At 51.8% G+C, this 22388-nt stretch carries 27 protein-coding genes; all 27 read left to right on the top strand.

Translation table 11 applies throughout. From position 1 onward, the window contains the following. The first annotated feature begins 192 nt into the window (after positions 1 to 192). Positions 193 to 903, top strand: coding sequence for a (d)CMP kinase (gene cmk, locus P40081_RS22835; protein ID WP_042138633.1), 711 nt, complete (start codon positions 193 to 195; stop codon positions 901 to 903). Next, on the top strand, positions 900 to 1487 hold the full coding sequence (locus P40081_RS22830; RefSeq protein WP_042138632.1) for a lysophospholipid acyltransferase family protein: 588 nt from the start codon (positions 900 to 902) through the stop codon (positions 1485 to 1487). The genes cmk and P40081_RS22830 overlap by 4 nt, the downstream gene beginning before the upstream one ends. A 156-nt stretch (positions 1488 to 1643) precedes the next feature. Next, positions 1644 to 2957: a 30S ribosomal protein S1 gene (rpsA, locus tag P40081_RS22825; RefSeq protein WP_081970066.1), complete on the top strand. Its 1314-nt coding sequence runs from the start codon at positions 1644 to 1646 to the stop codon at positions 2955 to 2957. Positions 2958 to 3130: 173 nt separating this feature from the next. Beyond that, entirely contained in the window at positions 3131 to 4456 is a 1326-nt protein-coding gene (gene der, locus P40081_RS22820) for a ribosome biogenesis GTPase Der (RefSeq protein WP_042138631.1), read from the top strand. Positions 4457 to 4468: 12 nt separating this feature from the next. Further along, complete coding sequence (gene plsY, locus P40081_RS22815) at positions 4469 to 5086, top strand: glycerol-3-phosphate 1-O-acyltransferase PlsY (RefSeq protein WP_039301782.1); 618 nt, start codon at positions 4469 to 4471, stop codon at positions 5084 to 5086. Then, entirely contained in the window at positions 5079 to 6119 is a 1041-nt protein-coding gene (locus P40081_RS22810) for an NAD(P)H-dependent glycerol-3-phosphate dehydrogenase (protein WP_039301785.1), read from the top strand. The genes plsY and P40081_RS22810 overlap by 8 nt, the downstream gene beginning before the upstream one ends. A gap of 66 nt (positions 6120 to 6185) precedes the next feature. After that, positions 6186 to 6461 (top strand): stage VI sporulation protein F, encoded by a 276-nt coding sequence (locus tag P40081_RS22805; protein ID WP_039301788.1) that lies wholly within the window; start codon positions 6186 to 6188, stop codon positions 6459 to 6461. Between the two features lie 191 nt (positions 6462 to 6652). Continuing rightward, complete coding sequence (locus P40081_RS22800; protein ID WP_039301791.1) at positions 6653 to 6832, top strand: DUF2768 family protein; 180 nt, start codon at positions 6653 to 6655, stop codon at positions 6830 to 6832. 80 nt (positions 6833 to 6912) lie between these two features. After that, a complete protein-coding gene (locus P40081_RS22795; RefSeq protein WP_042138630.1) occupies positions 6913 to 7530 on the top strand; it encodes a hypothetical protein in 618 nt (205 codons plus the stop codon). A gap of 25 nt (positions 7531 to 7555) precedes the next feature. Beyond that, a complete protein-coding gene (locus P40081_RS22790) occupies positions 7556 to 7924 on the top strand; it encodes a 2Fe-2S iron-sulfur cluster-binding protein (RefSeq protein ID WP_042138629.1) in 369 nt (122 codons plus the stop codon). 51 nt (positions 7925 to 7975) lie between these two features. Then, positions 7976 to 8728, top strand: coding sequence for a YphF family lipoprotein (locus P40081_RS22785; protein ID WP_042138628.1), 753 nt, complete (start codon positions 7976 to 7978; stop codon positions 8726 to 8728). A gap of 755 nt (positions 8729 to 9483) precedes the next feature. Next, a complete protein-coding gene (gene spoIVA, locus P40081_RS22780) occupies positions 9484 to 10962 on the top strand; it encodes a stage IV sporulation protein A (protein WP_039301803.1) in 1479 nt (492 codons plus the stop codon). A gap of 365 nt (positions 10963 to 11327) precedes the next feature. Next, entirely contained in the window at positions 11328 to 11600 is a 273-nt protein-coding gene (locus P40081_RS22775; protein ID WP_019909963.1) for an HU family DNA-binding protein, read from the top strand. Between the two features lie 110 nt (positions 11601 to 11710). Then, entirely contained in the window at positions 11711 to 11959 is a 249-nt protein-coding gene (mtrB, locus tag P40081_RS22770; RefSeq protein WP_042138627.1) for a trp RNA-binding attenuation protein MtrB, read from the top strand. A gap of 107 nt (positions 11960 to 12066) precedes the next feature. After that, positions 12067 to 12606: a hypothetical protein gene (locus tag P40081_RS22765; protein WP_042138626.1), complete on the top strand. Its 540-nt coding sequence runs from the start codon at positions 12067 to 12069 to the stop codon at positions 12604 to 12606. Between the two features lie 113 nt (positions 12607 to 12719). After that, positions 12720 to 13589 (top strand): heptaprenyl diphosphate synthase component 1, encoded by an 870-nt coding sequence (locus P40081_RS22760; RefSeq protein WP_042138625.1) that lies wholly within the window; start codon positions 12720 to 12722, stop codon positions 13587 to 13589. Between the two features lie 27 nt (positions 13590 to 13616). Continuing rightward, positions 13617 to 14345, top strand: coding sequence for a demethylmenaquinone methyltransferase (locus tag P40081_RS22755; protein ID WP_039301884.1), 729 nt, complete (start codon positions 13617 to 13619; stop codon positions 14343 to 14345). Beyond that, positions 14338 to 15213, top strand: a complete 876-nt coding sequence (locus P40081_RS22750) for a UbiA-like polyprenyltransferase (RefSeq protein WP_039301813.1) — start codon at positions 14338 to 14340, stop codon at positions 15211 to 15213. The genes P40081_RS22755 and P40081_RS22750 overlap by 8 nt, the downstream gene beginning before the upstream one ends. Continuing rightward, complete coding sequence (locus P40081_RS22745) at positions 15210 to 15812, top strand: UbiX family flavin prenyltransferase (RefSeq protein ID WP_042138624.1); 603 nt, start codon at positions 15210 to 15212, stop codon at positions 15810 to 15812. Before P40081_RS22750 ends, P40081_RS22745 begins: the two co-directional genes overlap by 4 nt. A gap of 3 nt (positions 15813 to 15815) precedes the next feature. Next, positions 15816 to 16676 (top strand): menaquinone biosynthetic enzyme MqnA/MqnD family protein, encoded by an 861-nt coding sequence (locus P40081_RS22740; protein ID WP_042138623.1) that lies wholly within the window; start codon positions 15816 to 15818, stop codon positions 16674 to 16676. After that, on the top strand, positions 16673 to 17641 hold the full coding sequence (locus P40081_RS22735) for a polyprenyl synthetase family protein (protein WP_039301818.1): 969 nt from the start codon (positions 16673 to 16675) through the stop codon (positions 17639 to 17641). Before P40081_RS22740 ends, P40081_RS22735 begins: the two co-directional genes overlap by 4 nt. A 137-nt stretch (positions 17642 to 17778) precedes the next feature. Then, complete coding sequence (gene ndk, locus P40081_RS22730) at positions 17779 to 18222, top strand: nucleoside-diphosphate kinase (protein WP_039301819.1); 444 nt, start codon at positions 17779 to 17781, stop codon at positions 18220 to 18222. 27 nt (positions 18223 to 18249) lie between these two features. Then, the gene (locus tag P40081_RS22725; protein ID WP_039301821.1) at positions 18250 to 19053 is read left to right on the top strand and encodes a CheR family methyltransferase; all 804 of its coding nucleotides are present in this window, start codon (positions 18250 to 18252) and stop codon (positions 19051 to 19053) included. Between the two features lie 108 nt (positions 19054 to 19161). Next, on the top strand, positions 19162 to 19338 hold the full coding sequence (locus P40081_RS39090) for a hypothetical protein (RefSeq protein WP_171716680.1): 177 nt from the start codon (positions 19162 to 19164) through the stop codon (positions 19336 to 19338). Positions 19339 to 19524: 186 nt separating this feature from the next. Further along, on the top strand, positions 19525 to 20694 hold the full coding sequence (gene aroC / locus P40081_RS22720; RefSeq protein WP_039301829.1) for a chorismate synthase: 1170 nt from the start codon (positions 19525 to 19527) through the stop codon (positions 20692 to 20694). A gap of 1 nt (position 20695) precedes the next feature. Next, positions 20696 to 21799 carry a 3-dehydroquinate synthase gene (gene aroB, locus P40081_RS22715; protein WP_042138622.1) on the top strand — a complete coding sequence of 368 codons (1104 nt, stop codon included), beginning with the start codon at positions 20696 to 20698 and terminating at the stop codon, positions 21797 to 21799. Continuing rightward, positions 21793 to 22164: a chorismate mutase gene (aroH, locus tag P40081_RS22710; protein WP_042138621.1), complete on the top strand. Its 372-nt coding sequence runs from the start codon at positions 21793 to 21795 to the stop codon at positions 22162 to 22164. The genes aroB and aroH overlap by 7 nt, the downstream gene beginning before the upstream one ends. Positions 22165 to 22388: the final 224 nt, after the last annotated feature.

Below are 22388 nucleotides of genomic sequence, written 5' to 3'. Positions count from 1 at the left end.
CAAAAGGCATCAATATAAGCTTTTTTCTCCTCAAAAACCTCCGAGTCATTTTGCACTGAGGTATAAACTGTGGTATAATTTTATAAGTCGCAGGCAATGCCTGCTTTTTTCTTGATAATATCAGCAAGTCCCTAGAGAGATATGTCGATAGGCATATTTCCTGCGGAAGAGTGTTTGAGGAGGAATGCCCCGTTGGACAGGCAGGGGACACATACTTACGACAGAATTAACGTCGCCATCGACGGACCTGCCGGGGCAGGCAAAAGTACTGTAGCCCGATTGGTAGCACGGGAGCTGTCTTACATTTATGTAGACACGGGTGCGATGTACCGGGCAATCACCTGGTATATGATTCGTGAAGGCATATCTGCGGAGGAGCATGAACTGGTGCATCAGAGGATCCAGGACATGAATATTGACCTTCTTCCGGAGAAAGACGTGCAGAAAGTGTTGATTAATGGGGAAGACATGACCCCGCATATCCGGAGTCTTCAGGTCAGCGGCCAAGTGTCGCAGTATTCGAAGATCGAGGGTGTAAGATCCAGACTCAGCCAGCTGCAGCGCCAGATGGCACTCCGCAAGGGAGTCGTAATGGATGGCCGGGATATCGGTACAACCGTACTGCCGGATGCTGAAGTGAAGATTTTCATGACGGCAAGTGTGGAGGAGCGTGCTCTCCGTCGTTACAAGGAACTGAAGGATACGGAAACAGTGACTCTCCAGCAGCTTGAACATGATATTGCAGCGCGGGACCGTCTTGACGAGGGCCGTGAGATTTCACCGCTGCGCCGTGCCGAAGACGCTGTTCTTCTGGATACGACCCATATGGATATCGGTCAGGCCGTGGAAGCCATCGTCTCCCACTGCAGAACTTATGTTGACGGGGAGAGAAATCATCTATGATTTATGCAATTTGCTGTGGATTGCTTCGCTTTATTTATGCCATACTGTTCCCGCTTAAGATTGTGGGGAGAGAAAATGTGCCAAAGGAGGGCGGAGTCCTGCTCTGCGCAAATCACATCAGCCTGCTCGATCCGATGACGATTGGGATTAAGCTGAAACGACAGGTGAAATACATGGCCAAGGCGGAGCTCTTTACTGTTCCTGTATTAGGCTGGCTCATTAAGCAACTGGGAGCTTTTCCTGTCAAACGTGGCGGCGTAAGCAAAGAATCCATAAAAACGGCCCTTAATACGCTTCGCAGCGGAAATGTTATGGGCATCTTTCCGGAAGGCACGCGCAACTCTGACTCCGGTGCAGCTAAGAAAGGCGCAGCAAGTTTTGCCCTTCGCAGCGGCGCAGCCGTTGTACCTGCGGCTATTATCGGATCTTACAAGCCCTTTCGCCGGATGACTGTTGTTTACGGGGCTCCCATAGATCTCAGTTCGTTTGAAGGAGCAGGAAGTGAATCTCTGGAAGCGGTAACCGATGTTATTATGGGGCGTATCCACGAGATGATCCAAACAGGCAAGCCCAGTACGCGTTAAGCCCGGGCGCCTTGCATCTGCGAATCGCAGATGATTAATAGCATAACCGCTATTTTTTGGAACATACTAACGTACAAAGTGCAATTGATGATTGTTTTGAACTCTGCTATACGCGGGTTTAAATAAATGGGGTTTTGAATCGAGGAGGGTAATCACATGTCTGAAGAAATCAAAAATCAAGAAGCTGCGGATAACGTTGAGAACAACGAAACCGTGGAAGCAACAGAAGCTGTGGAATCCGCAGAAGCTGTTACGGGTACCGAAGAAGAAGTGACAAGCCAAGAAGGCCTGGAAATCATTTCTTTGAAAAAAGGCGATACCGTGAAAGGAACGATCGTCAAAATCGAAGATAACCAAGCTTATGTAAGCATTGGATATAAATACGACGGCGTCATTCCTATTCGCGAATTGTCTTCCGTACAACTGGACAATGCCGCAGCAGCGGTAGAAGTCGGACAAGAAGTGGAATGCAAGGTTGTCAGCATCAACGACAACAAGGAAAGCCTGGTTCTTTCCAAACGTGCAATCGACAGCGAAAAATCATGGGAAGATCTTGAGAAATACTTCGCTTCCCAGGAATCGTTCGAAGTTACTGTGGCTGACGTTGTCAAAGGCGGCCTCGTGGCTGACGTTGGCGCGCGCGGATTCATTCCGGCTTCCATGGTTGAACGTCACTTCGTTGAAGATTTCAGCGACTACAAAGGCCGCACATTGCGTGTGAAAGTGAAAGAACTTGACCGTGAGAACAGCAAGGTTATTCTTTCCGCCAAAGAAGTTCTGGAAGAAGAATTCGAAGCTAACAAGCAGAAGATCATGTCCGAGCTGTCCGAAGGACAAATCATCGAAGGTACTGTACAACGTCTGACTCAATTCGGCGCATTTGTGGATGTTGGCGGCGTTGACGGTCTGGTTCACGTATCCGAGATCGCCTGGAACCACGTGGAGAAGCCATCCGATGTAGTATCCGAAGGTGATAAGGTTCGCGTAAAAGTACTTAAGGTTGATCCTGAAAAAGGCAAAATCAGCCTCAGCATCAAAGCCGCTGCTCCGGGTCCTTGGGATTCCGCAGCTGGTCAGATCAACATCGGCGATGTAGTTACAGGCGAAGTTAAACGCCTTGTAAACTTCGGCGCGTTCGTTGAACTGCTTCCAGGCGTTGAAGGCCTTGTGCACATTTCCCAGATCTCCCACAAGCACATTGGCACTCCGCATGAAGTGCTCAAAGAAGGACAGGAAGTACAAGTGAAAGTGCTTGACTTCAATCCATCCGAGAAGCGCGTAAGCCTCAGCATCAAGGAAACCGAAGAAGCTCCGGCTCCTACGGCTAGACCTGAACGCAGCAACAGCAGAGACAGAGCGCCAAAAGAAGTGCTGAACAATCCTAACGTATCGCTCAGCAATGAAGGCCTCAGCTTCACACTGGCTGAACGTTTCGGCGACAAGCTGGACAAATTCAAGGGTAACAACTAATCCCTTTGTTATTTCATCATAACGGGTAAAGTAATCGGCGAGCCCTCGATAAGAGGGTTCGCCGATTGTGTTTTACAGGCAAGTATGGAGCGGCGGAACAGTTGTAAGACTGTTAGCCAATTGTATTGTTTTTTGCTATGATGAGTAACGTAAGGAAGACAGGAGGAATGAATATGGCAAGACCCGTTGTGGCCATCGTTGGCAGGCCTAACGTCGGTAAATCGACGATTTTTAACAGGCTGATTGGCGATAGACTGGCCATCGTAGAAGATAAACCGGGGATTACACGTGACCGGATATATGGAGTTTCGGATTGGAACGGCAAATCCTTCAGTGTGATTGATACCGGGGGGATTGAAATTGACGGTGAAGACGCCATTCTGAAGTCGATCCGCGTTCAGGCGGAGCTGGCGATCGAAGAAGCGGATGTCATCGTCTTTATGTGCGAGGCGAAGAGCGGACTTACGAGCTCGGATGAAGAAGTAGCGCAGATTCTTTTCCGTTCCGGCAAGCCGATCGTTCTGGCTATTAATAAAGTGGATAACATGAAGCGCACCGAGGATATTTATGAATTTTACAGCCTTGGAATTGGCGACCCAATCGGAATTTCAGGAAGCCACGGAACCGGAATCGGAGATCTGCTGGATGCGGTTGTTGAACGTCTGCCTGATAAAACCGATGAGGAATATGACGATGATGTCATTCGTGTAGCTTTGATCGGCCGTCCGAATGTAGGTAAATCCTCGCTGGTGAATGCTATTCTTGGCGAAGAACGCGTAATTGTCAGCGATGTTGCGGGTACTACACGCGATGCGATCGATACACCGTTTGAACGGGATGGCCAGCGTTATGTGCTCATTGATACTGCGGGCATGCGTAAACGCGGCAAGGTCTATGAAAACACGGAAAAATACAGCGTGATGAGAGCCATGAAGGCTATTGAACGTGCTGATGTTGTACTGGTGGTAATTAACGGTGAAGAAGGCATTATTGATCAGGACAAGCATATTGCCGGTTATGCCCATGATGCTGGCAAAGCCTCTATCTTTGTCGTCAACAAATGGGATGCCATTGAGAAAGACGACAAGACAATGCAGAATTTCGAACGCAATATCCGTGATCACTTCCTGTTCATGAGCTATGCGCCAGTGGTGTTCCTGTCTGCGCTTACCAAACAGCGGCTGCAGAAGCTGCTGCCGGTCGTACAGCATGTCGCACAGCAGCATGCACTCCGGATTACCACGCATCTGGTGAACGATGTGGTATCCGATGCAGTTGCGATCAATCCTCCGCCGACAGACAAAGGACGGCGTCTGCGCATCAATTATGTAACCCAGGTTGCTACGAAGCCGCCGACAATCGTGGTATTCGTCAACGATCCTTCGCTGATGCACTTCTCCTATGAGCGTTATCTGGAGAATAAGCTGCGCGCGGCATTCAATTTCGAAGGCACACCGATCCGTCTCTTTACACGGCGCAAATCCGAAAACGAAGGTTAGGGGAGAAGAGTAGTGGCGTTTGAACTTCTGGTTATCGTTGTAAGCTATTTGCTTGGCTCTATCAGCTTCAGTGTATTGCTCGCCCGGCTGCTTAAAGGCATCGACATCCGCCAATATGGAAGCGGCAATGCGGGGGCAACCAATACACTGCGGGTAATGGGGAAGGGACCGGCCATACTGGTGCTGTTTCTGGACGTACTGAAGGGAATTGCCGCAGTCTGGCTTGGAACATGGGCCGGCGGCTGGGGAACCTGGATTGCAGTGGGCTGTGGGATCGCTGCCATCATCGGGCATAATTGGCCGCTCTATTTTCACTTTCGCGGAGGGAAAGGCATTGCAACGACAATTGGCGTAATGGCTACGCTTGTATTTTGGCCTGCACTGATTGCTGGATTGATTGCTATTCTGGCAATCGTTCTGACCCGGTATGTGTCGCTGGGTTCTCTGATCTTCGTGGCATTGACACCGGTATTTCTGCTGTTTACCGGGTTCACAACGCCTGAGCTATGGGGTAGCCTGATTATCGCACTGTTTGCGTTCTGGCGTCACCGCAGCAATATACTTAAGATTTCACAGGGCCGGGAGAACAAAATCGGCTCCAAAGTTAAGGAGGCGAATCGCGTTGTCTGATAAAGTAACCGTGCTGGTCGCGGGCAGTTGGGGAACTGCGCTGGCCACTGTGCTGGCGGCTAACCACTCGGAGGTTTATCTGTGGACGCGAAAGCCCGAACAAGCTGCCGAGATTAATGAAGCCCATACGAATCATCATTTTCTGCCGGGAATCACTCTTCCTGCGAACATTATTGCCACTACGGACATGGAGACGGCTGTTTCCGGTTCGAAGGCAGTAGTTATTGTTGCGCCTTCTTCCGGAATGCGCCAGGTTGCGCACAGCCTGAAGCCCTTCTGGAAGGAAGATATGCTCTGTATTCATGCTACGAAGGGCTTTGAGACGGAGAGCATGAAGCGTATGTCGACAGTGATCTCAGAAGAGCTTGGCTGCAATGAAAGTCAGGTCGTTGTCCTCTCCGGCCCGAGTCACGCGGAGGAAGTAGTACGGCTCTGTCCGACTACCGTTGTGGTGGCTTCACCTGACGATAGCCGTGCCGCTGCAGCGCAAGGACTGTTCATTAACAATGACTTCCGGGTATATACCAACCGCGATCAGGTCGGCGTAGAGCTGGCTGGCGCACTGAAGAATATTATCGCGCTGGGTGCAGGGCTATCGGACGGGCTGGGCTTCGGGGACAATGCCAAAGCAGCGCTTCTTACCCGCGGCTTGGCCGAGATTTCCCGTGTTGGCGTAGAGCTTGGGGCGAACCCGCTGACCTTCTCCGGTCTTGCCGGACTCGGTGACCTTGTCGTGACGGCGACCAGCCAGCACAGCCGCAACTGGCGTGCCGGTTCCATGCTGGGCCAGGGCAAGCCGCTGGCAGAGGTGCTGGAGTCCATGGGCATGGTAGTGGAAGGTATCCGGACAACGGAAGCTGCTTATGCGATATCGCTTAAATTAGGCGTACAGATGCCGATTACGGACCAGATTTATCATGTGCTGTTCAAGGGAAGAACGCCGCGTAATGCGGTGGAAGCCTTGATGGGCCGTGACCGCAAGACAGAGATGGAAGCCATTTCACAGGAAACCTGGGAGCAATGGCATTCCTGATCGCGTTCACCTTTTGCCGGAGAGCCTCATATGTTGTATTGGGGATTGACGGAGGAGGGATGAATAGTGAGCAGAGATTTTTCCAAGGATGCTTTGAACGCCATTAACAAGAAGGCGGGCAAGAACATTACGGAAGGTGCCATCAAGAAGCTGGCCGGGACGGTCAAGCCGGGCACCACGCAGAATGAAGCCCAGCTCCGCCAGTTAATTAAGCAGGTGTCAGCAATGGCCAAAGTGCCAGTCAGTGAAGCTACCGTGCAGGAAATCATCAATGCCGTTAAAAAAGGCGGCGCGGGTTCCGGTTCGATGGAGTCTTTAATGAAAATGCTGCTGAAAAAATAGCATATCATGCATAAAGGAGCCACCCCTCCAGGGCTGGCAAATTGCTTGTCTGCTTGTGTAGGGCAAAAACCCGGGAATCTAGCCAGATTCTGAGGTTTTTGCTCTTTTTTTAATATAAAGACTTATAATATCTAAGGTTTCACGCTATAATAGTCGCAATCCGGGTATAGTGAAATGGGGGCGCATGGACTATGGATCCAATGACGAAAATGTGGCTGTCTCTGATTGCGGTACTGATTATGGGTTTATCCGTTTTTTTGATTACATTTGCACGCAGCAGGACCAAGGGCTGGCTTAGAGGCGTACTATCCGTACTTGCATTTGTGATTATGCTGATCGGGATATTAGGCGGAGCCGCTTCAATTATGTAAGCATTTACAATACACTCAGACAGACGTATTTCTGACAGAATCGATTGATGATTTTACAGGAATGGAGCGTGTGTTGATCTATGACCGGTTCAGGAATCCCCTATGCACTTGAGACAGCGCTGGGCAGCATAGTAGAAGATTTAGAATACTACGGGCTGGGCAAGCCCCCTGTTTGGCTTCTGGGAGGGAGCTGCGGGCTGCTGCTGCACGGGGCCCAGCTGGCTGTCCCGCCGCGTGATATTGATGTCTATTGCGACCTGAAGGATACCTGGCAGCTTCATCAATCCCTTCTCCGGTATGCAGTCAGTCCGCCGGAAGAGGATTTCAGCGGAAGCTGTTATTCACTGCGCGCTCTCTATTTCATGGGGGAGGCCAAGGTTGAACTGGTGGGCGGGTTCAGAATGGGCAGCGGCGAATGGCAATATTCAGTGGATGCAGGCATGCTGCAGCAGTATGCCCCGGTACGCAATTACGAAGGGATTGGCCTTGTGCGTCTGATGCCGGTGGTTCATGAGCTGATATTTAATCTGCTGCGGGGCAGGGACGGGCGCTGCCAGGCAATTGCGGGGCTGATCAAACAGGATATGGCCGCCCATCTGCCGTTGCTGTATCAGTTAATTCAAGAGAACCATCTGGAAGATCACCTGCAGGCGAAGCTGGAGGCATTGCTGGAGATATCCACATCCATAGAGATTTAAGATGAACCAAGGAAGGAACAACATCATGGCATCTCATAAAAAAATAAATGTCACTTTCCTGCCCGACACCCGGCGTGTCTCCGTGCCACATGGAGTATCGCTGCTTGAGGCGGTACACAGAGCCGGAATCGTTCTGCCCACCCGCTGCGGCGGTAAAGCCGGATGCCTGATGTGCAAGGTGTCAGTAGATCCCGGAGAGTCAGCAGCGCTGAGACCTCCTTCTGATGCCGAGAGACGCAAGCTGGGCAGCCTGCTGGATCAAGGCGTCCGTCTGGCCTGCCAGGCCGCTGTCTGGGAGGATGTGAGCGTGCACATTCCCGAGGACCCGCTTAAGGCGGCCGTACGCCGCAGACTGGAAGCTGCGCGCCGTGGAGAAGCAGAGGACTTATGGTGACTGGGAAGGCTTAGCAGATAACCAGAGAAAGGGGGCGTATTTATCAACTCCATGTATCAGGTGAAACGCCGGCAATCACTGAGAAGAGCAGCCCTGCTGCCTTGGGTTGCCCTGCTGCTATGGTCACTTGGCGGCTGCATGTATCCCGGGGATTCTGAGCAGCGGCAGCCCGGCAGCGGGTACCGCGAGAGTGTGAAGCGGGTGCAGGCAGCGGTAGATGACTATCAGGAGCAGGAAGGCCTGCTTCCGATTAAGACCAGCGATGAAGCAACGCCAAGATATGAGAAATTCGTGGTCGATCTGAATAAACTGCAGCAGGCAGGGTACCTGGATGAAATACCGGCAGCGGCTTTTGAGAAGGGCGGCAGCGCGTATTTTCTGATTCTGGACGAAGAAAGTGATCCTCAGGTGAAGCTGATGGACCTGGTGACCGTGCAGAAGGTTAACGATGTACAGCGCAAGGTTAACCTCTACAAGTCCGCACATGGTGGAGAACTGCCGGCGGAAAAAGAAGTGTATCCGGGCCTCTCTGCAATTGATGCCAAGAAGGCGGGAACAGCGTCTATTAAGCTGAACAGTGTGTATTCCGGCCAGGCCCTGCAGTTCCTTATGGACAAGGACGGTACGGTATATGCCGATTACGGTGCGGATATCAGCTCAGCTATAGATAAAAATGGCGGGGCGCCTGAGGCAGACCGCGACTTGCGTCTGGAGCTGGAGCAGGCGTCGTATTACGTGCCCGTTAAGTCATTGCCTTATTTGTGGGTTGACGGCCAGCCGGTTCCGCAGGCTCCGACGGAATAGAAGCTTTAGATCAGCACCGGATTATAATTTCGGTGCTTTTTTGTATTTGTACAGAATTTATTCAGTGTAAGTACCGCATTTAGATTCGCTCCCCCGGCAGTTGTCCACGGATTTCCTGATTATTTTGGCAGTCCGCAGCGGCAACCTGGTGGATCAAGGCGTAAATAGTTTGGAGTGCACGATGTTTAGTTGTATTTCGTGCAGTTAAAAGACGGTGAAAAAACGGATTTTTCAGATTAACTGTATTCTGTACAACTAAAATTAGCGGAAAGCCCTTTTATCGCGTTATGGGGATTTTTAGATGTAGAAAATACAATTAAAGCTCTAGTGGCATGCTAATCGACCGCTTTAGTTGCACAAAATACAGTTAGAGCGTGCACTCAAAACAAAATACCTGAGTCAAACCATATAGTGGTTCTAGGCGAAAACCCGGCTTCATAGGATTGATGAGAAGACTTCCGGGCGTCGTGACGCATTGGCGTGCTAGAGCGGGCATACAAAATTTCAACTGCAAAATGCACGGACGAGGGTCATAAATCCGTTCTGGATACATATGATGATACTAGTCCAAATGCATGTCCGAGCATTCGGAGTTTAGCGCGGGGCAACATGTTCCGCCTCAGGCAGTAGCTAGGCTTCGGGCGGGCAAAGCTTAGTCCGGTGGTTGTCCTGCAAGGGTCAGTTTGCCGGCGGAACGCGAAGTCGATGCTCTTCAGGCATTTTTTCTTCGGAGTAATATGAGGAGGGGATCTCTTTTGGAAAAAGTGGATATTTTCAAGGACATTGCCGAGCGTACCGGCGGAGACATTTATCTCGGCGTCGTCGGCGCGGTTCGCACGGGGAAATCGACATTCATCAAACGGTTCATGGAAACGATTGTTCTTCCGAACATCACAAGTGAAGCGGACCGGGTAAGAGCAGTGGATGAACTGCCGCAAAGTGCGGCGGGCAAAACAATTATGACCACTGAGCCCAAATTTGTACCGAATAACGCGGTGCAGATCAAGGTGGCGGAGGGTCTGGAAGTCAATGTCCGGCTGGTCGATTGTGTGGGTTATGCGGTAGAAGGTGCCAAAGGCTACGAGGATGAGAATGGTCCGCGTATGATCTCAACACCGTGGTTTGAGGAACCGATTCCGTTCCAGGAAGCGGCTGAGATCGGCACACGCAAAGTGATTCAGGAGCATTCCACACTTGGTGTGGTAGTGACAACGGACGGTACGATTGCTGAAATTCCCCGGAACTCATATGTGGATTCTGAAGAGCGCGTCATCGCTGAGCTGAAGGAGGTTGGCAAGCCGTTTGTGCTTGTAATCAACTCCACCCGGCCGCGCAGTGAGGAAGCACAGCAGCTGCGCAATGAGCTCGCACTCAAATATGATATTCCGGTAATGACACTCAGCGCCGCCAATATGACGGAAGATGATGTGACCGGGGTACTCCGTGAAGTGCTGTATGAATTCCCGGTACATGAAGTTAATGTCAATCTGCCAAGCTGGGTTATGGTGCTGGGCGAGAATCACTGGCTGCGCAGCAGCTATGAGAATTCTGTCCGCGATACGGTGAAGGATATCCGCCGCCTGCGGGATGTGGACCGGCTCGTCTCCCAGTTTACAGAATATGATTTCATCGACAGGGCTGGCCTCAGCGGCATGAACATGGGCCAGGGGGTAGCGGAGATCGATCTATACGCTCCTGAAGAGCTGTATGATCAGGTTCTCATGGAGGTGGTCGGCGTGGAGATCCGCGGCAAAGACCATCTGCTCCAGCTGATGCAGGACTTCTCCCATGCCAAACGTGAGTATGACCGCTTCTCGGAAGCTCTGGAGATGGTCAAAACTACAGGTTATGGTATCGCAGCCCCATCCCTGGCTGAGATGGCTCTGGATGAGCCAGAGCTGATCCGTCAGGGCTCCCGCTTCGGGGTCCGGTTGAAGGCTACAGCACCTTCGATCCATATGATCCGGGTAGATGTCGAATCTGAATTCTCGCCGATTATCGGCACAGAGAAGCAGAGTGAAGAGCTGGTGCGTTACCTGATGCAGGACTTTGAGAATGACCCGATCAAGATCTGGGAATCGGATATCTTCGGCCGTTCCCTGCATTCCATCGTCCGTGAGGGCATCCAGGGCAAGATTGCCATGATGCCGGATAATGCCCGCTATAAGCTGCAGGAAACGCTGGGCCGGATTATTAACGAAGGTTCAGGCGGACTGATTGCCATAATTCTCTAAATGTAAGCAGGCCTAGCGATAAGAGCGGAAGAATTTCCGCTCTTTTTTGCTGCTGATTTTTAAGATTTCGAAGATAGCTTACCGGCGGGCAAAAGGGGGAATCTCCCAGGGAAGACTCCGATTTTACGGAATAATTGGTAGTAATAGACTGCGCGAAACCCCGAAAACATGTGGAAAAATGCTACTTTCTGCTCCTTTTTTGAGTAACGCCTTGAAATTATGGGTGGGCTGTATTACTATAAGTTTGTTGCGCTTCTAGAAGAGAGGCGCCAGTATCCAGTAATAAACGGGATTATCACGTATATTTTGCGTTGAAACGGAAACAGTGTATGATACCGGAAATTTGCCCAGGGAGGTGAGAAAACATGAACAAATCAGATTTGATCAACGTAGTTACAGAAGCAACTGAACTTCCCAAGAAAGATGCTACTAAAGCGGTAGATGCCGTTTTCGAAGCTATCACAGGTGCACTGCAAAGCGGAGATAAAGTACAGCTGGTTGGATTCGGAAACTTTGAAGTGCGCGAACGTTCCGCACGTAAAGGCCGTAACCCACAGACTGGTGAAGAAATCGAAATTCCTTCGAGCAAGGTACCGGCATTCAAACCCGGTAAAGCGCTGAAAGACGGAATCAAATAGAGATTTCTACATATCTATCCCATAGTCTTTGAATAACAACTATGCCGCCCTCCAAGGCGGCATTTGTTTTTTAGAAGCTTAGGCTTACCATACTTTAAGGAGGATCACAAATGACTGAGAAGCACAATGAAGTGAATCCTGCACCATCAGGCAGCGATTATATCGTAATCAAAGCCAAAGAAAACGGAGTTCAGGTCATCGGACTGACAAGGGGCCTGGATACCCGCTTTCACCATACGGAGAAGCTTGATAAAGGCGAAGTCCTCATTGCCCAATTCACAGATCATACATCAGCAATGAAAATCCGCGGGAAAGCTGAAATCTGGAGCAAACACGGACAATTAGAGAGTGAAAGCTGAGAAGCAGGCATAGCCTGCTTTTTTTCAAAATATAACTAGATATAGGGCTGTCTGCGGTTCAGTATAATCCTGCTGCGCAGCGGAAATTCTGAGTAAGGGGGCTTGTCATGAACCGTAGCTGGCTGATTGGAACTGTCTTGCTGCTGACCGCGGCATCTACCATGCTGCTGCCTCAGCTCGCCAGTCTCGGGGCAGTCCCCCAGGGCGCCTATGGTACAGTGGAGACTATAAGCCGGGATAGCACCGTTCTGGGCGATGACAATCTGGTAGATAGGCTCGGGGAGATTCCCTTTAGCCTGGTTATAGACAAGGCAGGCTGGAAGGACCTGGTGTTAACCCTGGATCTTAAGGTGACCGGCAATGACCACGAACCGCAGGAGCTGTATCAGAACATGGCGCTGGCGATTGCTTTTGCCTTTCAGGAGACCGGTAATGTCAATCAGCTGCTGCTCCGAGTGGTGGCTGAGGATAAATGGCTGGATACCCGCCGCCTGCTGCTGGCTGGTGACATCCGCCGGGAGGAATGGTCTCCCCGGCTGCAGGATGAGCTGCAGAATGCCGGCAATTCCCCGCTGCCCGATTCGCTGAAGAACGGCTTCCGCATTAGTGAAAGCGAGCTGTGGAAAAAACAGTTCATTTATCCCTGAAGTGGGTAAAAGAAACTAGAATGCACGACCGTGCGTGACCAAAAAACATGTGATATAATAGACAAGATTGTGAACAAAGATATAGTCAAACGTCAATGGCTTCGGAGGCTGAAATGAAACCGTACCGCATACCGCAACTGGCTAAACCCTACACCGACTACGACATGATTCAGCGGCATACGGAATTGCCGCCGTTCTCAGACGGGCGGGGTCATTTGTTATATATTTTTCTGGGTCACGGCCGGAGTGCCGGATTCCAGAGTGGAGAGCTGTTCACTCTGGTGACCGGGCTTGTGCAGCTCGGGCTGGACACACATGAGAGCATCGACCGTTATCATGATGAGCCCGGCGGTGATATGATGCGTTCCCGCCAGCTTAAGGTGCTGGCCGGCGATTACTTCAGCAGCTGGTTCTATCACCTGCTCGCCAAACACGAACAAATTGAGATGGTGGGTATTCTAAGTACGGCTATCGCTGATTTTAATGTGATGAAGGCTAATCTTTACGGCAAGATGAAAGGGCTGCTTTTCACAGCCGAACAATATTTGAAGCACACGGTACAGCTCAATATGAGGCTGTTTCTTTCTTTTACACCGATGATTGAGGAGCCGCTCCGGGATAGCTGGGAGAAGCTGCTGGTGGAGTTCAGCCAGTGCGAAACCGTAACGCAGGAGCTGCGCCGCGGCGCAGACCCAGTAAGTGCTCTGGAAGGCTACTGTTACTGGAAGGTGCTGGAGTCGGCGACGGAAGAGGAGCTCCAGCTGCTGGGAGAGCAGGAGCTGGACATCAGGGACTGGAAGAAGCTTAAGCTAAGAAGCAAATGTGATGCCCTGCTGACAGACAAGCTGCATGCATCGCTTGAGTCCATTCAGGGCTTGCTGCAGAGTATCAAGGACGAGGAACTGATCAGTGAGCTGAGTGCTGCGCTGGACCGCCTTCTTCTGCAAATGAAAATTTCCGGACAAGCTGCCGTGGAGGGTTAGAGGATGACTGTAGATAAAACTTCCGTTATGGGTGACCAAGGCATCAAGCCGAAAGAACAATTCGTACATTCCGTATTTGAGAGCATTGCCGGCAAATACGATTTGATGAATGATATCTTAAGCTTCCGCCGCCACAAAGCGTGGCGCAAGTTTACAATGCGCAAGATGAACATGAAGCGCGGGGATTCGGCAGTGGATCTGTGCTGCGGGACCTGCGACTGGAGCATCGCCCTGGCTGAGGCCAGTGAGACCGGCTGTGTCATGGGACTGGATTTCAGTGCAGGCATGCTGGAGGTCGGCAAGCGCAAGGTAGAGGGGCGCGGACTCCAGGACCGGATATCCCTGATTCAGGGTAATGCGATGGATCTGCCCTTCGGTGATAATTCCTTCGATTATGCGACGATTGGCTTCGGACTCCGCAATGTGCCTGATCCCGTTCAAGTGCTGAACGAAATGAAGCGTGTGGTGAAGCCGGGCGGTATGGTGGTATGCCTGGAGCTTTCGAAGCCGATGAAGCAGCCGTTCAAGGGGATTTATTTTTTCTATTTCCAGCGTGTGCTTCCGTTGCTCGGCAAGCTTTTTGCCAAGCGGTATGAGCAATATAAGTGGCTTCCCGAGTCACTCGCCCTGTTCCCGGACAGAGAGCAGCTGGCAGTGATCTTCCGTGAAACCGGCTTGCAAAAAGTGGAATCCTTCCCCTTGACCGGCGGCATCGCGGCATTACATATTGGGCTCAAGGAGAACAGCAATGTTTAAGAAAATCGGCATCTTTCTACAAATGATTAAATTTGAACATACGGTTTTTGCATTACCCTTTGCTTTTATGGGCGCTTTGCTCGGATCGGTCGTAATGTTTGGTGAACTGCCTTCCTGGAGCCAGATCGGCTGGGTTGTGATTGCCATGTTCGGTGCACGCAGCGCGGCTATGGGGCTTAACCGGCTGATCGACCGGATCAGCGATGCGAAGAATCCCCGGACAGCCGGGAGAGCGATTCCTGCAGGACTGCTGAAGGTTGGAGAAGTATCGCTATTTATCGCCTTCTCGTTCTTTTTGCTGTTCTGGGCTGCTTTTAAGCTGAATCCGCTGTCAGCGAAGCTGCTCCCGATTGCTGTTTTCCTGCTGGTGTTCTATTCGTTCACGAAACGCTTCACCTGGGCTTGCCACCTGATTCTCGGTCTTACGATCGCGCTTGCGCCGCTCGGAGGCTGGGTTGCCGTTACGGGCACTGTAGACTGGACCTCCATGGTATTCTATTTCACTATCGTCTTCTGGACAGCGGGTTTTGATATTATTTATTCCTGCCAGGATGTGGAATTCGATCTTAAGGAAGGTCTTTACTCTATTCCTGTCCGCTTTGGAGTTGCCCGTGCGCTTCTTATTGCCAAGGTGTTTCATCTGCTTACGGGAATCGGATTTGTATCGCTGCTCTTTATTACCGAATTGAGCTGGTGGTATGTGGCAGGTATGCTGATTGCCTACATTATTTTATTTTATGAGCATTATATCGTATCCCCGAGCGACCTCAGTAAACTGCAGACGGCGTTTTTCACAATGAACGGGGTGCTTAGTATTGTAGTCTTTTCCTTTACTCTGATTGACCTGGTGGTGCAGTTCTACAAATGACCGAGCTTAAGCCTAAAAATTTCGTGGTTGGCATTACCGGCGCGAGCGGAGGGATCTACGGCATCCGGCTGACAGAAACCCTGCTCTCGCTCGGTTACACGGTACATCTGGTGGTTAGCAATGCTGGCTGGCGCGTCTTCAAAGAAGAATTAGGCTTCACGGCCTCAGACCGGGAAGGGTTTCTGGACGGGCGGTTCAGCAGCTATCCCGGTTCTCTTCTGTATCACCCTATCGCAGATATTGGTGCTTCGATTGCCAGCGGCTCCTTCCGGACGGAAGGGATGATCATTATGCCTTGCTCGATGGGAACACTGTCTGCTGTAGCGCAGGGCAGTTCTGACAATCTGATGACGCGGGCTGCAGATGTCATGCTGAAGGAAGGGCGCCCCTTGGTGCTTGTTCCCCGGGAGACACCGCTGCACGCGATTCACCTGGAGAATATGCTGAAGCTGTCCCGGATGGGAGTCAAGCTTATCCCGGCGATGCCGGCGTTTTATTTTGGACCCGCAACAATCGATGATCTGATTAATTTCATGGTAGGCAAAGTGCTGGACAGCTTTAATATTGAACATACTTTATTTCGCAGATGGGGGGGATGAAGGATGACACATCCAGAGCACACCGTTATCGGTAAAATCAGTTACACCAACTCATGGCCGGTATTTCATAATTTCCATCCTTCTTCTCTCAGCTTCCCGGCAGAGATGGTGAGTGAAGTACCCGCCATTCTCAATCAAGGCATGGCCGACGGGAGCATACATGTAGGCGCATTATCCTCCTTCGCGTACGCAGCGGCCAGCGACCGGCTTCTGCTGCTTCCGGATTTGTCCGTCAGTGCTGACGGGCCGGTCAAATCGATCCTGCTCTTCTCAAGAATGCCGGTGCAGTCTATCGGCAGCGGCAGGATCGCCGTAACGAATACATCGGCCACTTCTGTCAATCTGCTGAAAATTCTGATGGACAAAGCTATAGGTGCCACCCCTGAATACATCAGTGTCCCTCCTGATCTGAACGAAATGATGGATCAGGCAGATGCCTGTCTGCTGATCGGGGATCATGCCATCCGGGCATCCTGGCAGGATCAGGGATATTACGTAACGGATCTGGGTGAGCTATGGAAGGAATGGACCGGACTCAGCATGACTTTTGCCGTCTGGGCAGTTAACCGCAGGGCTGCTTTGCGTAATCCGGAAGCGATTGCCGAGATAGCGGAAGCCTTTGCGGTCAGCAAAAGACGAGGCCTGCGTGAGCTGGCGCCAATTACACATGAAGCCCGCTGCACCATCGGAGGTACTGCATCCTATTGGAATGATTACTTCCGTAATTTATGTTACGACTTTGGGGAAAGGCAGCAGGAAGGTCTGAACCTCTATTTCCGCTATGCCTATGAAATGGGCCTGCTGCCGCAGGAAGTGAAGATGGAGCTTTGGAGCCACAATCTGCTGACACGGGTGAAAGAATGAAGCGAATGCAAATATTCGGCTTGCTGAACAAAGATATGGATCAGATTGAAAAGGAACTGTACCGCAGTGTCCAGGGTGATGATGACCTGCTGACAGAAACCTCGCTGCACCTGCTCAAGGCGGGAGGCAAGCGCCTTCGTCCGGTATTTGTCCTCATGGGCGGCAAATTCGGACAGTATGACCTCGACAAGCTGAAGCGTGTAGCGATTCCGCTGGAGCTGATACATAGCGCTTCACTTGTCCACGATGATGTCATCGACGATGCTGAACTCCGGCGTGGAGAGCCCACCGTCAAGGCGAAGTGGGGCGACAAGATCGCCATGTATACCGGCGACTATATCTATGCCAAGGCACTGGTCATGACTTCGGAGCTGAAGAATCCCCGGATTCATCAGATTCTCTCCAAAGCTATGGTGGAGATGTCGATCGGAGAGATGGAGCAGATTCGTGATTTCTTCAACAGCGGGCAGAGCGTGCGTCATTACCTGCGGAGAATCCGCCGCAAGACAGCACTGCTGATAGCCGTCAGCTGTCAGCTCGGCGCCCTGGCTGCAGAAGCAGAGCCGGAGACAGCAAGGCTGCTCTATAATTACGGATACAACGTGGGGATGGCGTTTCAGATCCGTGATGATCTGCTCGATCTTTCCGGAACGGAGAAGCAAATCGGCAAGCCGCCGGGCAGCGATATGCGCCAGGGCAACATTACATTGCCGGTGATTTACAGCCTGCAGGACTCAAGGCTGCGCGAAGGACTGATGGAAGAGCTGGAACTGATCCGCGGGGGGAATGGCGGGGTTGGCCGTGCAATCGACCTGATCCTTTCCGGGGACGGAATTGCCCGTGCGGAGGAGCTGGCTTCCCGCTACATCGCCAAGGCGCTTGAGGCGCTGGAGCAGCTCCCGGGCAACCGGACCAAACGTAATCTGCGCGACATCGCCTTTTTTGTCACAGGACGCGCTTATTAATCTGGCAGCTTCCGCAGATTAAGCGTTCACAGATGACGAGGTTTCTGATAATATCAGAAAATGAACAACCTGATTATGCAATCCCGTATAGACAAACCTAGCATTCATTAAGAATTGGGGAAATGGAGAGTGACTCTATGGAACAAACGTATCTGATGATCAAACCGGACGGTGTACAACGCGGATTGATCGGGCGTATTGTCGCCCGCCTGGAGGATAAGGGATTCAAGCTGGTTGCGGCGAAGCTGATTACCATTACGGAAGCACAAGCCAAGAAGCACTACGCAGAGCATGAAGGTAAAGATTTCTTCCCGGAACTGGTAGGCTTTATCACCTCCGGTCCTGTGTTTGCCATGGTATGGGAAGGCGATGATGTGGTAACGTTGTCGCGTCTGCTGATCGGCAAAACCAAAGTGGGCGAGGCATTGCCGGGAACGATCCGCGGTGACTATGCCAGCCACACCCCGCTTAATTTGATCCACGGATCAGACTCGCCGGAAAGCGCAGCACGTGAAATTGCCAATTTCTTTGCTCCGTCTGAACTGGCCCAGTATAACAAAGACATCTCAGTCTGGATGTAAGGTCCGGCGGAAGACAGGAGAATATTTATGGCAGAACGTGAAGAACCCGCATTAACCCCAGACCCGGATTACACCGGATTTATTCATAATGTCAAACAGAGCACCGGAATTGATCTCGCCCAGTACAAGGAAGCGCAGATGAAGCGGCGTCTTACGACGCTCCGCATGAAGAACGGTTACAATTCTTTTAGTGATTTTTATGCAGCAATGATGAAGGACAAGGCTTTATTCTATGAATTTCTCGACCGGATGACCATTAATGTCTCCGAATTCTGGCGTAATCCGAACCGCTGGGAAGTATTAAGGGATGTTATTCTGCCTGATCTTCAGCGTTCCGGCCGCAGACTGAAGCTGTGGAGTGCCGCCTGTTCTACCGGAGAAGAACCGTATACACTGGCGATGATCCTGTCAGACAAGAATATTCTGGCCCAGACTGGTATTCTGGCTACGGATATTGATGACGGGGCCTTGGCCAAAGCGAAGCAGGGGTTATATCTGGAGCGATCCTTGAAAGATGTCCCTAAAGATGTGGCTGACCGGTATTTTACTCCGGAGGGACCCGTGTTCAAGGTCAGTGAAGGACTGAAGAAGAGTATCGATTTCCGCAAGCAGAATCTGCTGCTCGATAAGTTTGATGAAGGCTTCGACCTGATCATCTGCCGGAATGTAATGATCTATTTCACAGAAGAAGCCAAGAATAAGCTGTATCACAAATTCTCGGCCAGCCTGCGTCCCGGCGGCTATCTGTTCGTGGGCAGCACGGAACAGATTTTCACGCCTGCGCAGTATGGCTTCGAATCTACAGAAACCTTCTTCTACCGCAAGAAGTAGGCAGCTGCTGCTTATCCGCAGGGCCTGTCACTACAGGTATACTTTAACTTCTTTTCAGTGATACTGAAGAGTAGAAACCGTATGCCAAGTGAAAGGTCGTTATATTAGATGGACAAAAGCAAGGTTATAGCCGCGTATCGACGCGGCTTCCTCACAGTCCGCGAATGCGGACAGGTTCTCGGGATTGAGGAGCTGCAGCTGCAGAGCCTGCTTGCAGCGGAGGAGGGCAGAACCGGCAGCCTGCCTCCCGCACCGGGTGACCGGCAGCTGGAGACAGGCTCTTAGGGCGGGGATGCACAGCAGCGCCGTTTCTGCTCGAAAGAGCAGAAGCGGCGCTGTTCTTGTTTAGGAATAGAGTGGCTCTTTAAGGTGATCACTTTCTTGTCAAAGCCGATGGCCTATACTATAATAAGCAAAGACATTTAACATTTTAGCGGTTTACAGTCTAAAAGTATGAAGGGGGAACGCAGCATGAGTTTACGCTATTTAACAGCGGGGGAAACGCACGGCCCCCAGCTTACAGCCATTATTGAGGGATTGCCCAGCAATTTGACACTTGATTTCGAAGAGCTTAATTTCCAGCTGCACCGGAGACAGAAGGGCTACGGCCGCGGACGCCGGATGCAGATTGAGAAGGATACCGCCGAGATTGTAGGCGGCGTGCGCCACGGTTCCACAACGGGTGCCCCTGTAGCCCTGGTGGTGGAGAACAAGGACTGGACGCACTGGAAGAACATTATGAACATCGAGCCGATTCCAGGCAGTGATGAGGAGAAGCGCCGGGTCAACCGTCCGCGTCCCGGACATGCCGACCTGAACGGCGGCTTGAAGTATAACCTTACGGATCTGCGCAATGTACTTGAGCGCTCCAGCGCCCGTGAAACGGCTGCCCGGGTTGCAGTAGGCGCAGTAGCCCGCCAGCTGCTGGCGGCATTCGGGGTGAAGATTGCCGGACAAGTGATCCGCATCGGTGAAATCGAAGCACCTGCCAACCAGCTCACGGTAGATGAGTTGATCGTGCAGACCGAAGAGTCCTCTGTGAGAGTCGTCGACAAAGAGACGGAACAGAAGATGGAGGCTTACATAGACAAGATCAAGGAAGAAGGCGACTCCATCGGCGGGATTGTGGAATGTATTGTCGAGGGTCTGCCGGTCGGCCTTGGCAGTCATGTGCAGTCTGACCGCAAGCTCGATGGAGCCATCGCCGGAGCTGTTATGTCGATTAATGCCTTCAAAGGCGTGGAGATCGGCATCGGCTTCGAGGCCGGTAAGCTGCGCGGCTCTCAGGTTCATGACGAGATTATGTATGAAGCCTCACAGGGATACTACCGGGCGAGCAACCGGCTGGGCGGATTTGAAGGCGGTATGACCAACGGAATGCCGGTGGTGGTCCGTGGAGTGATGAAGCCGATACCGACCCTGTACAAGCCGCTGCAAAGCGTGGATATCGATACGAAAGAACCATTCACTGCCCAGGTGGAGCGTTCGGATGCCTGTGCGGTTCCGGCAGCCTGTGTTGTACTGGAGAATGTGGTGGCCTGGGAGATTGCCAAGGCTTTCCTGGATAAATTCGGCGGCGATTCAATGGAAGAGATCCAAGCCAACTATAATAATTACCTGGCGCAGCTGGAGAGCTATTAAGATGCGCAGCATTACGGTAGCTCTGGGTGAACGCTCTTATCCTATTTATATCGGCAGCGGACTGCTGCAGAATATTGGTGAATGCTGCATAGAAGCCGGTTTCCCGCAGCGCAGTCCGCTGCTGGTTGTCACGGACAGTGAAGTGGCTCCGCGTTATCTGGATCAGGTAGAGGCATCCCTGCGCGGCAGCGGATATACGGTGGTCAGCCATGTGATTCAGGCTGGTGAAGCTTCCAAATCTCTGGCCGTCTATGAAGAGGTCATTACGACAGCCATTCAGGGCGGGCTGGACCGCAGCTCTGCAGTGCTGGCGCTTGGCGGGGGGGTTGTAGGGGATCTGGCCGGATTCGTCGCCGCCTCTTATATGCGGGGAATCGGATTCATGCAGATTCCCACCACGATTCTCGCCCACGACAGCAGTGTAGGCGGCAAGGTTGCGGTCAACCATCCGCTGGCCAAGAATATGCTTGGCGCCTTCTACCAGCCGTCCATGGTGCTGTACGATCTGGACACCCTTGCTACACTTCCTCCACGCCAGGTTGCTTCGGGACTGGCTGAGGTTGTGAAGCATGGTCTGATCCTTGACAAAGAGTTCGCGTACTGGTGCCGTGAGCATGCCGGAGAGCTGCTTGCCCTGGACCCGGAGGCTCTGGGTTACGCGCTGGAACGCGGCTGTGCGATCAAGGCTGACGTTGTTTGCAATGATGAGACGGAGCAGGGGCAGCGTGCGATTCTGAACCTGGGACATACCATTGGACATGCCATTGAAGCAGTAGGCGGCTACGGCGTATTTCTTCATGGTGAGGCTATTGCTATTGGAATGGCCGGATCAGCACTGCTGGCCGCGAAGCTGGGCCGGGACAGAGCGATCTATGAAGATACGGTATCTATGCTCACCGCGTTGTCTCTGCCGGTCAGACTTCCGGCGGACTACGGTGAGGATGAGCTGATGGAAGCCATGATGCATGACAAGAAGTTCAAGGAAGGCAGAATGACCTTTATCGTGCCGGACGACATCGGCGCTGTCAGTATTGTGGGCGATGTGCAGGCAAGTGATGTGCGCGGGGTTATCGCCCAGCTCAAGAAGGAGGAAAGCCCATGGTGAACCGGGGGATACGCGGTGCAACAACCGTAACGAAGAATGAGGAAACCGAAATTTTACGCGAGACTGTTGTGCTGCTGAGGGAAATTGTTGAGCGCAACGATGTTATCGCCGAGGATATCTGCAGTGTCTGGATCACAATGACCGCAGACCTGGACGCCACTTTTCCGGCGCGTGCCATCCGTGAGATTGAAGGCTGGGAAATGGTGCCGCTGATGTGTTCGGTGGAGATTCCGGTCAAAGGCAGCCTGCCGCAGTGCATCCGCCTGATGGTTCAGGTTAATACGGATAAATCACAGCGGGACATCCGCCATGTGTATCTGAATGAAGCCCAGCGGCTTCGTCCGGATCTCTCACAGGGTAAGTAATAAATTACATATGCGGGGTTGTCATGAACTGCCGTCATCATGTATAGTGTAGTTAGCCGAGTGAAGCAGAGTATAGTTTAGTTTAGATGAGTATAGTTGAGCAGAGTGCAGGACTTTTTTTGAAGAGCAGACCATTGATTATCAGCATTCTTTTTTTGGCATACCGTATAGAGTTTGTGCAGCAGCTGCCCATACGCTATAAGTGTATCCTCTGAGGGGATGAT

This window comes from Paenibacillus sp. FSL P4-0081, from assembly GCF_000758565.1.
Taxonomy (GTDB): Bacteria; Bacillota; Bacilli; order Paenibacillales; family Paenibacillaceae; genus Paenibacillus_AQ; species Paenibacillus_AQ phytohabitans.
This window is presented reverse-complemented; position numbering and strand designations above follow the sequence as displayed.

What these genes read in the sequence shown, in the direction of transcription:
- P40081_RS22830 (WP_042138632.1), top strand. Translation starts at nt 900, where the DNA reads ATGATTTATGCAATTTGCTGTGGATTGCTTCGCTTTATTTATGCCATA.
- rpsA (WP_081970066.1), top strand. Translation starts at nt 1,644, where the DNA reads ATGTCTGAAGAAATCAAAAATCAAGAAGCTGCGGATAACGTTGAGAAC.
- der (WP_042138631.1), top strand. Translation starts at nt 3,131, where the DNA reads ATGGCAAGACCCGTTGTGGCCATCGTTGGCAGGCCTAACGTCGGTAAA.
- P40081_RS22800 (WP_039301791.1), top strand. Translation starts at nt 6,653, where the DNA reads ATGGATCCAATGACGAAAATGTGGCTGTCTCTGATTGCGGTACTGATT.
- P40081_RS22795 (WP_042138630.1), top strand. Translation starts at nt 6,913, where the DNA reads ATGACCGGTTCAGGAATCCCCTATGCACTTGAGACAGCGCTGGGCAGC.
- P40081_RS22790 (WP_042138629.1), top strand. Translation starts at nt 7,556, where the DNA reads ATGGCATCTCATAAAAAAATAAATGTCACTTTCCTGCCCGACACCCGG.
- P40081_RS22785 (WP_042138628.1), top strand. Translation starts at nt 7,976, where the DNA reads ATGTATCAGGTGAAACGCCGGCAATCACTGAGAAGAGCAGCCCTGCTG.
- P40081_RS22775 (WP_019909963.1), top strand. Translation starts at nt 11,328, where the DNA reads ATGAACAAATCAGATTTGATCAACGTAGTTACAGAAGCAACTGAACTT.
- mtrB (WP_042138627.1), top strand. Translation starts at nt 11,711, where the DNA reads ATGACTGAGAAGCACAATGAAGTGAATCCTGCACCATCAGGCAGCGAT.
- P40081_RS22765 (WP_042138626.1), top strand. Translation starts at nt 12,067, where the DNA reads ATGAACCGTAGCTGGCTGATTGGAACTGTCTTGCTGCTGACCGCGGCA.
- P40081_RS22760 (WP_042138625.1), top strand. Translation starts at nt 12,720, where the DNA reads ATGAAACCGTACCGCATACCGCAACTGGCTAAACCCTACACCGACTAC.
- P40081_RS22755 (WP_039301884.1), top strand. Translation starts at nt 13,617, where the DNA reads ATGGGTGACCAAGGCATCAAGCCGAAAGAACAATTCGTACATTCCGTA.
- P40081_RS22750 (WP_039301813.1), top strand. Translation starts at nt 14,338, where the DNA reads ATGTTTAAGAAAATCGGCATCTTTCTACAAATGATTAAATTTGAACAT.
- P40081_RS22745 (WP_042138624.1), top strand. Translation starts at nt 15,210, where the DNA reads ATGACCGAGCTTAAGCCTAAAAATTTCGTGGTTGGCATTACCGGCGCG.
- P40081_RS22740 (WP_042138623.1), top strand. Translation starts at nt 15,816, where the DNA reads ATGACACATCCAGAGCACACCGTTATCGGTAAAATCAGTTACACCAAC.
- P40081_RS22735 (WP_039301818.1), top strand. Translation starts at nt 16,673, where the DNA reads ATGAAGCGAATGCAAATATTCGGCTTGCTGAACAAAGATATGGATCAG.
- ndk (WP_039301819.1), top strand. Translation starts at nt 17,779, where the DNA reads ATGGAACAAACGTATCTGATGATCAAACCGGACGGTGTACAACGCGGA.
- P40081_RS22725 (WP_039301821.1), top strand. Translation starts at nt 18,250, where the DNA reads ATGGCAGAACGTGAAGAACCCGCATTAACCCCAGACCCGGATTACACC.
- P40081_RS39090 (WP_171716680.1), top strand. Translation starts at nt 19,162, where the DNA reads ATGGACAAAAGCAAGGTTATAGCCGCGTATCGACGCGGCTTCCTCACA.
- aroC (WP_039301829.1), top strand. Translation starts at nt 19,525, where the DNA reads ATGAGTTTACGCTATTTAACAGCGGGGGAAACGCACGGCCCCCAGCTT.
- aroB (WP_042138622.1), top strand. Translation starts at nt 20,696, where the DNA reads ATGCGCAGCATTACGGTAGCTCTGGGTGAACGCTCTTATCCTATTTAT.
- aroH (WP_042138621.1), top strand. Translation starts at nt 21,793, where the DNA reads ATGGTGAACCGGGGGATACGCGGTGCAACAACCGTAACGAAGAATGAG.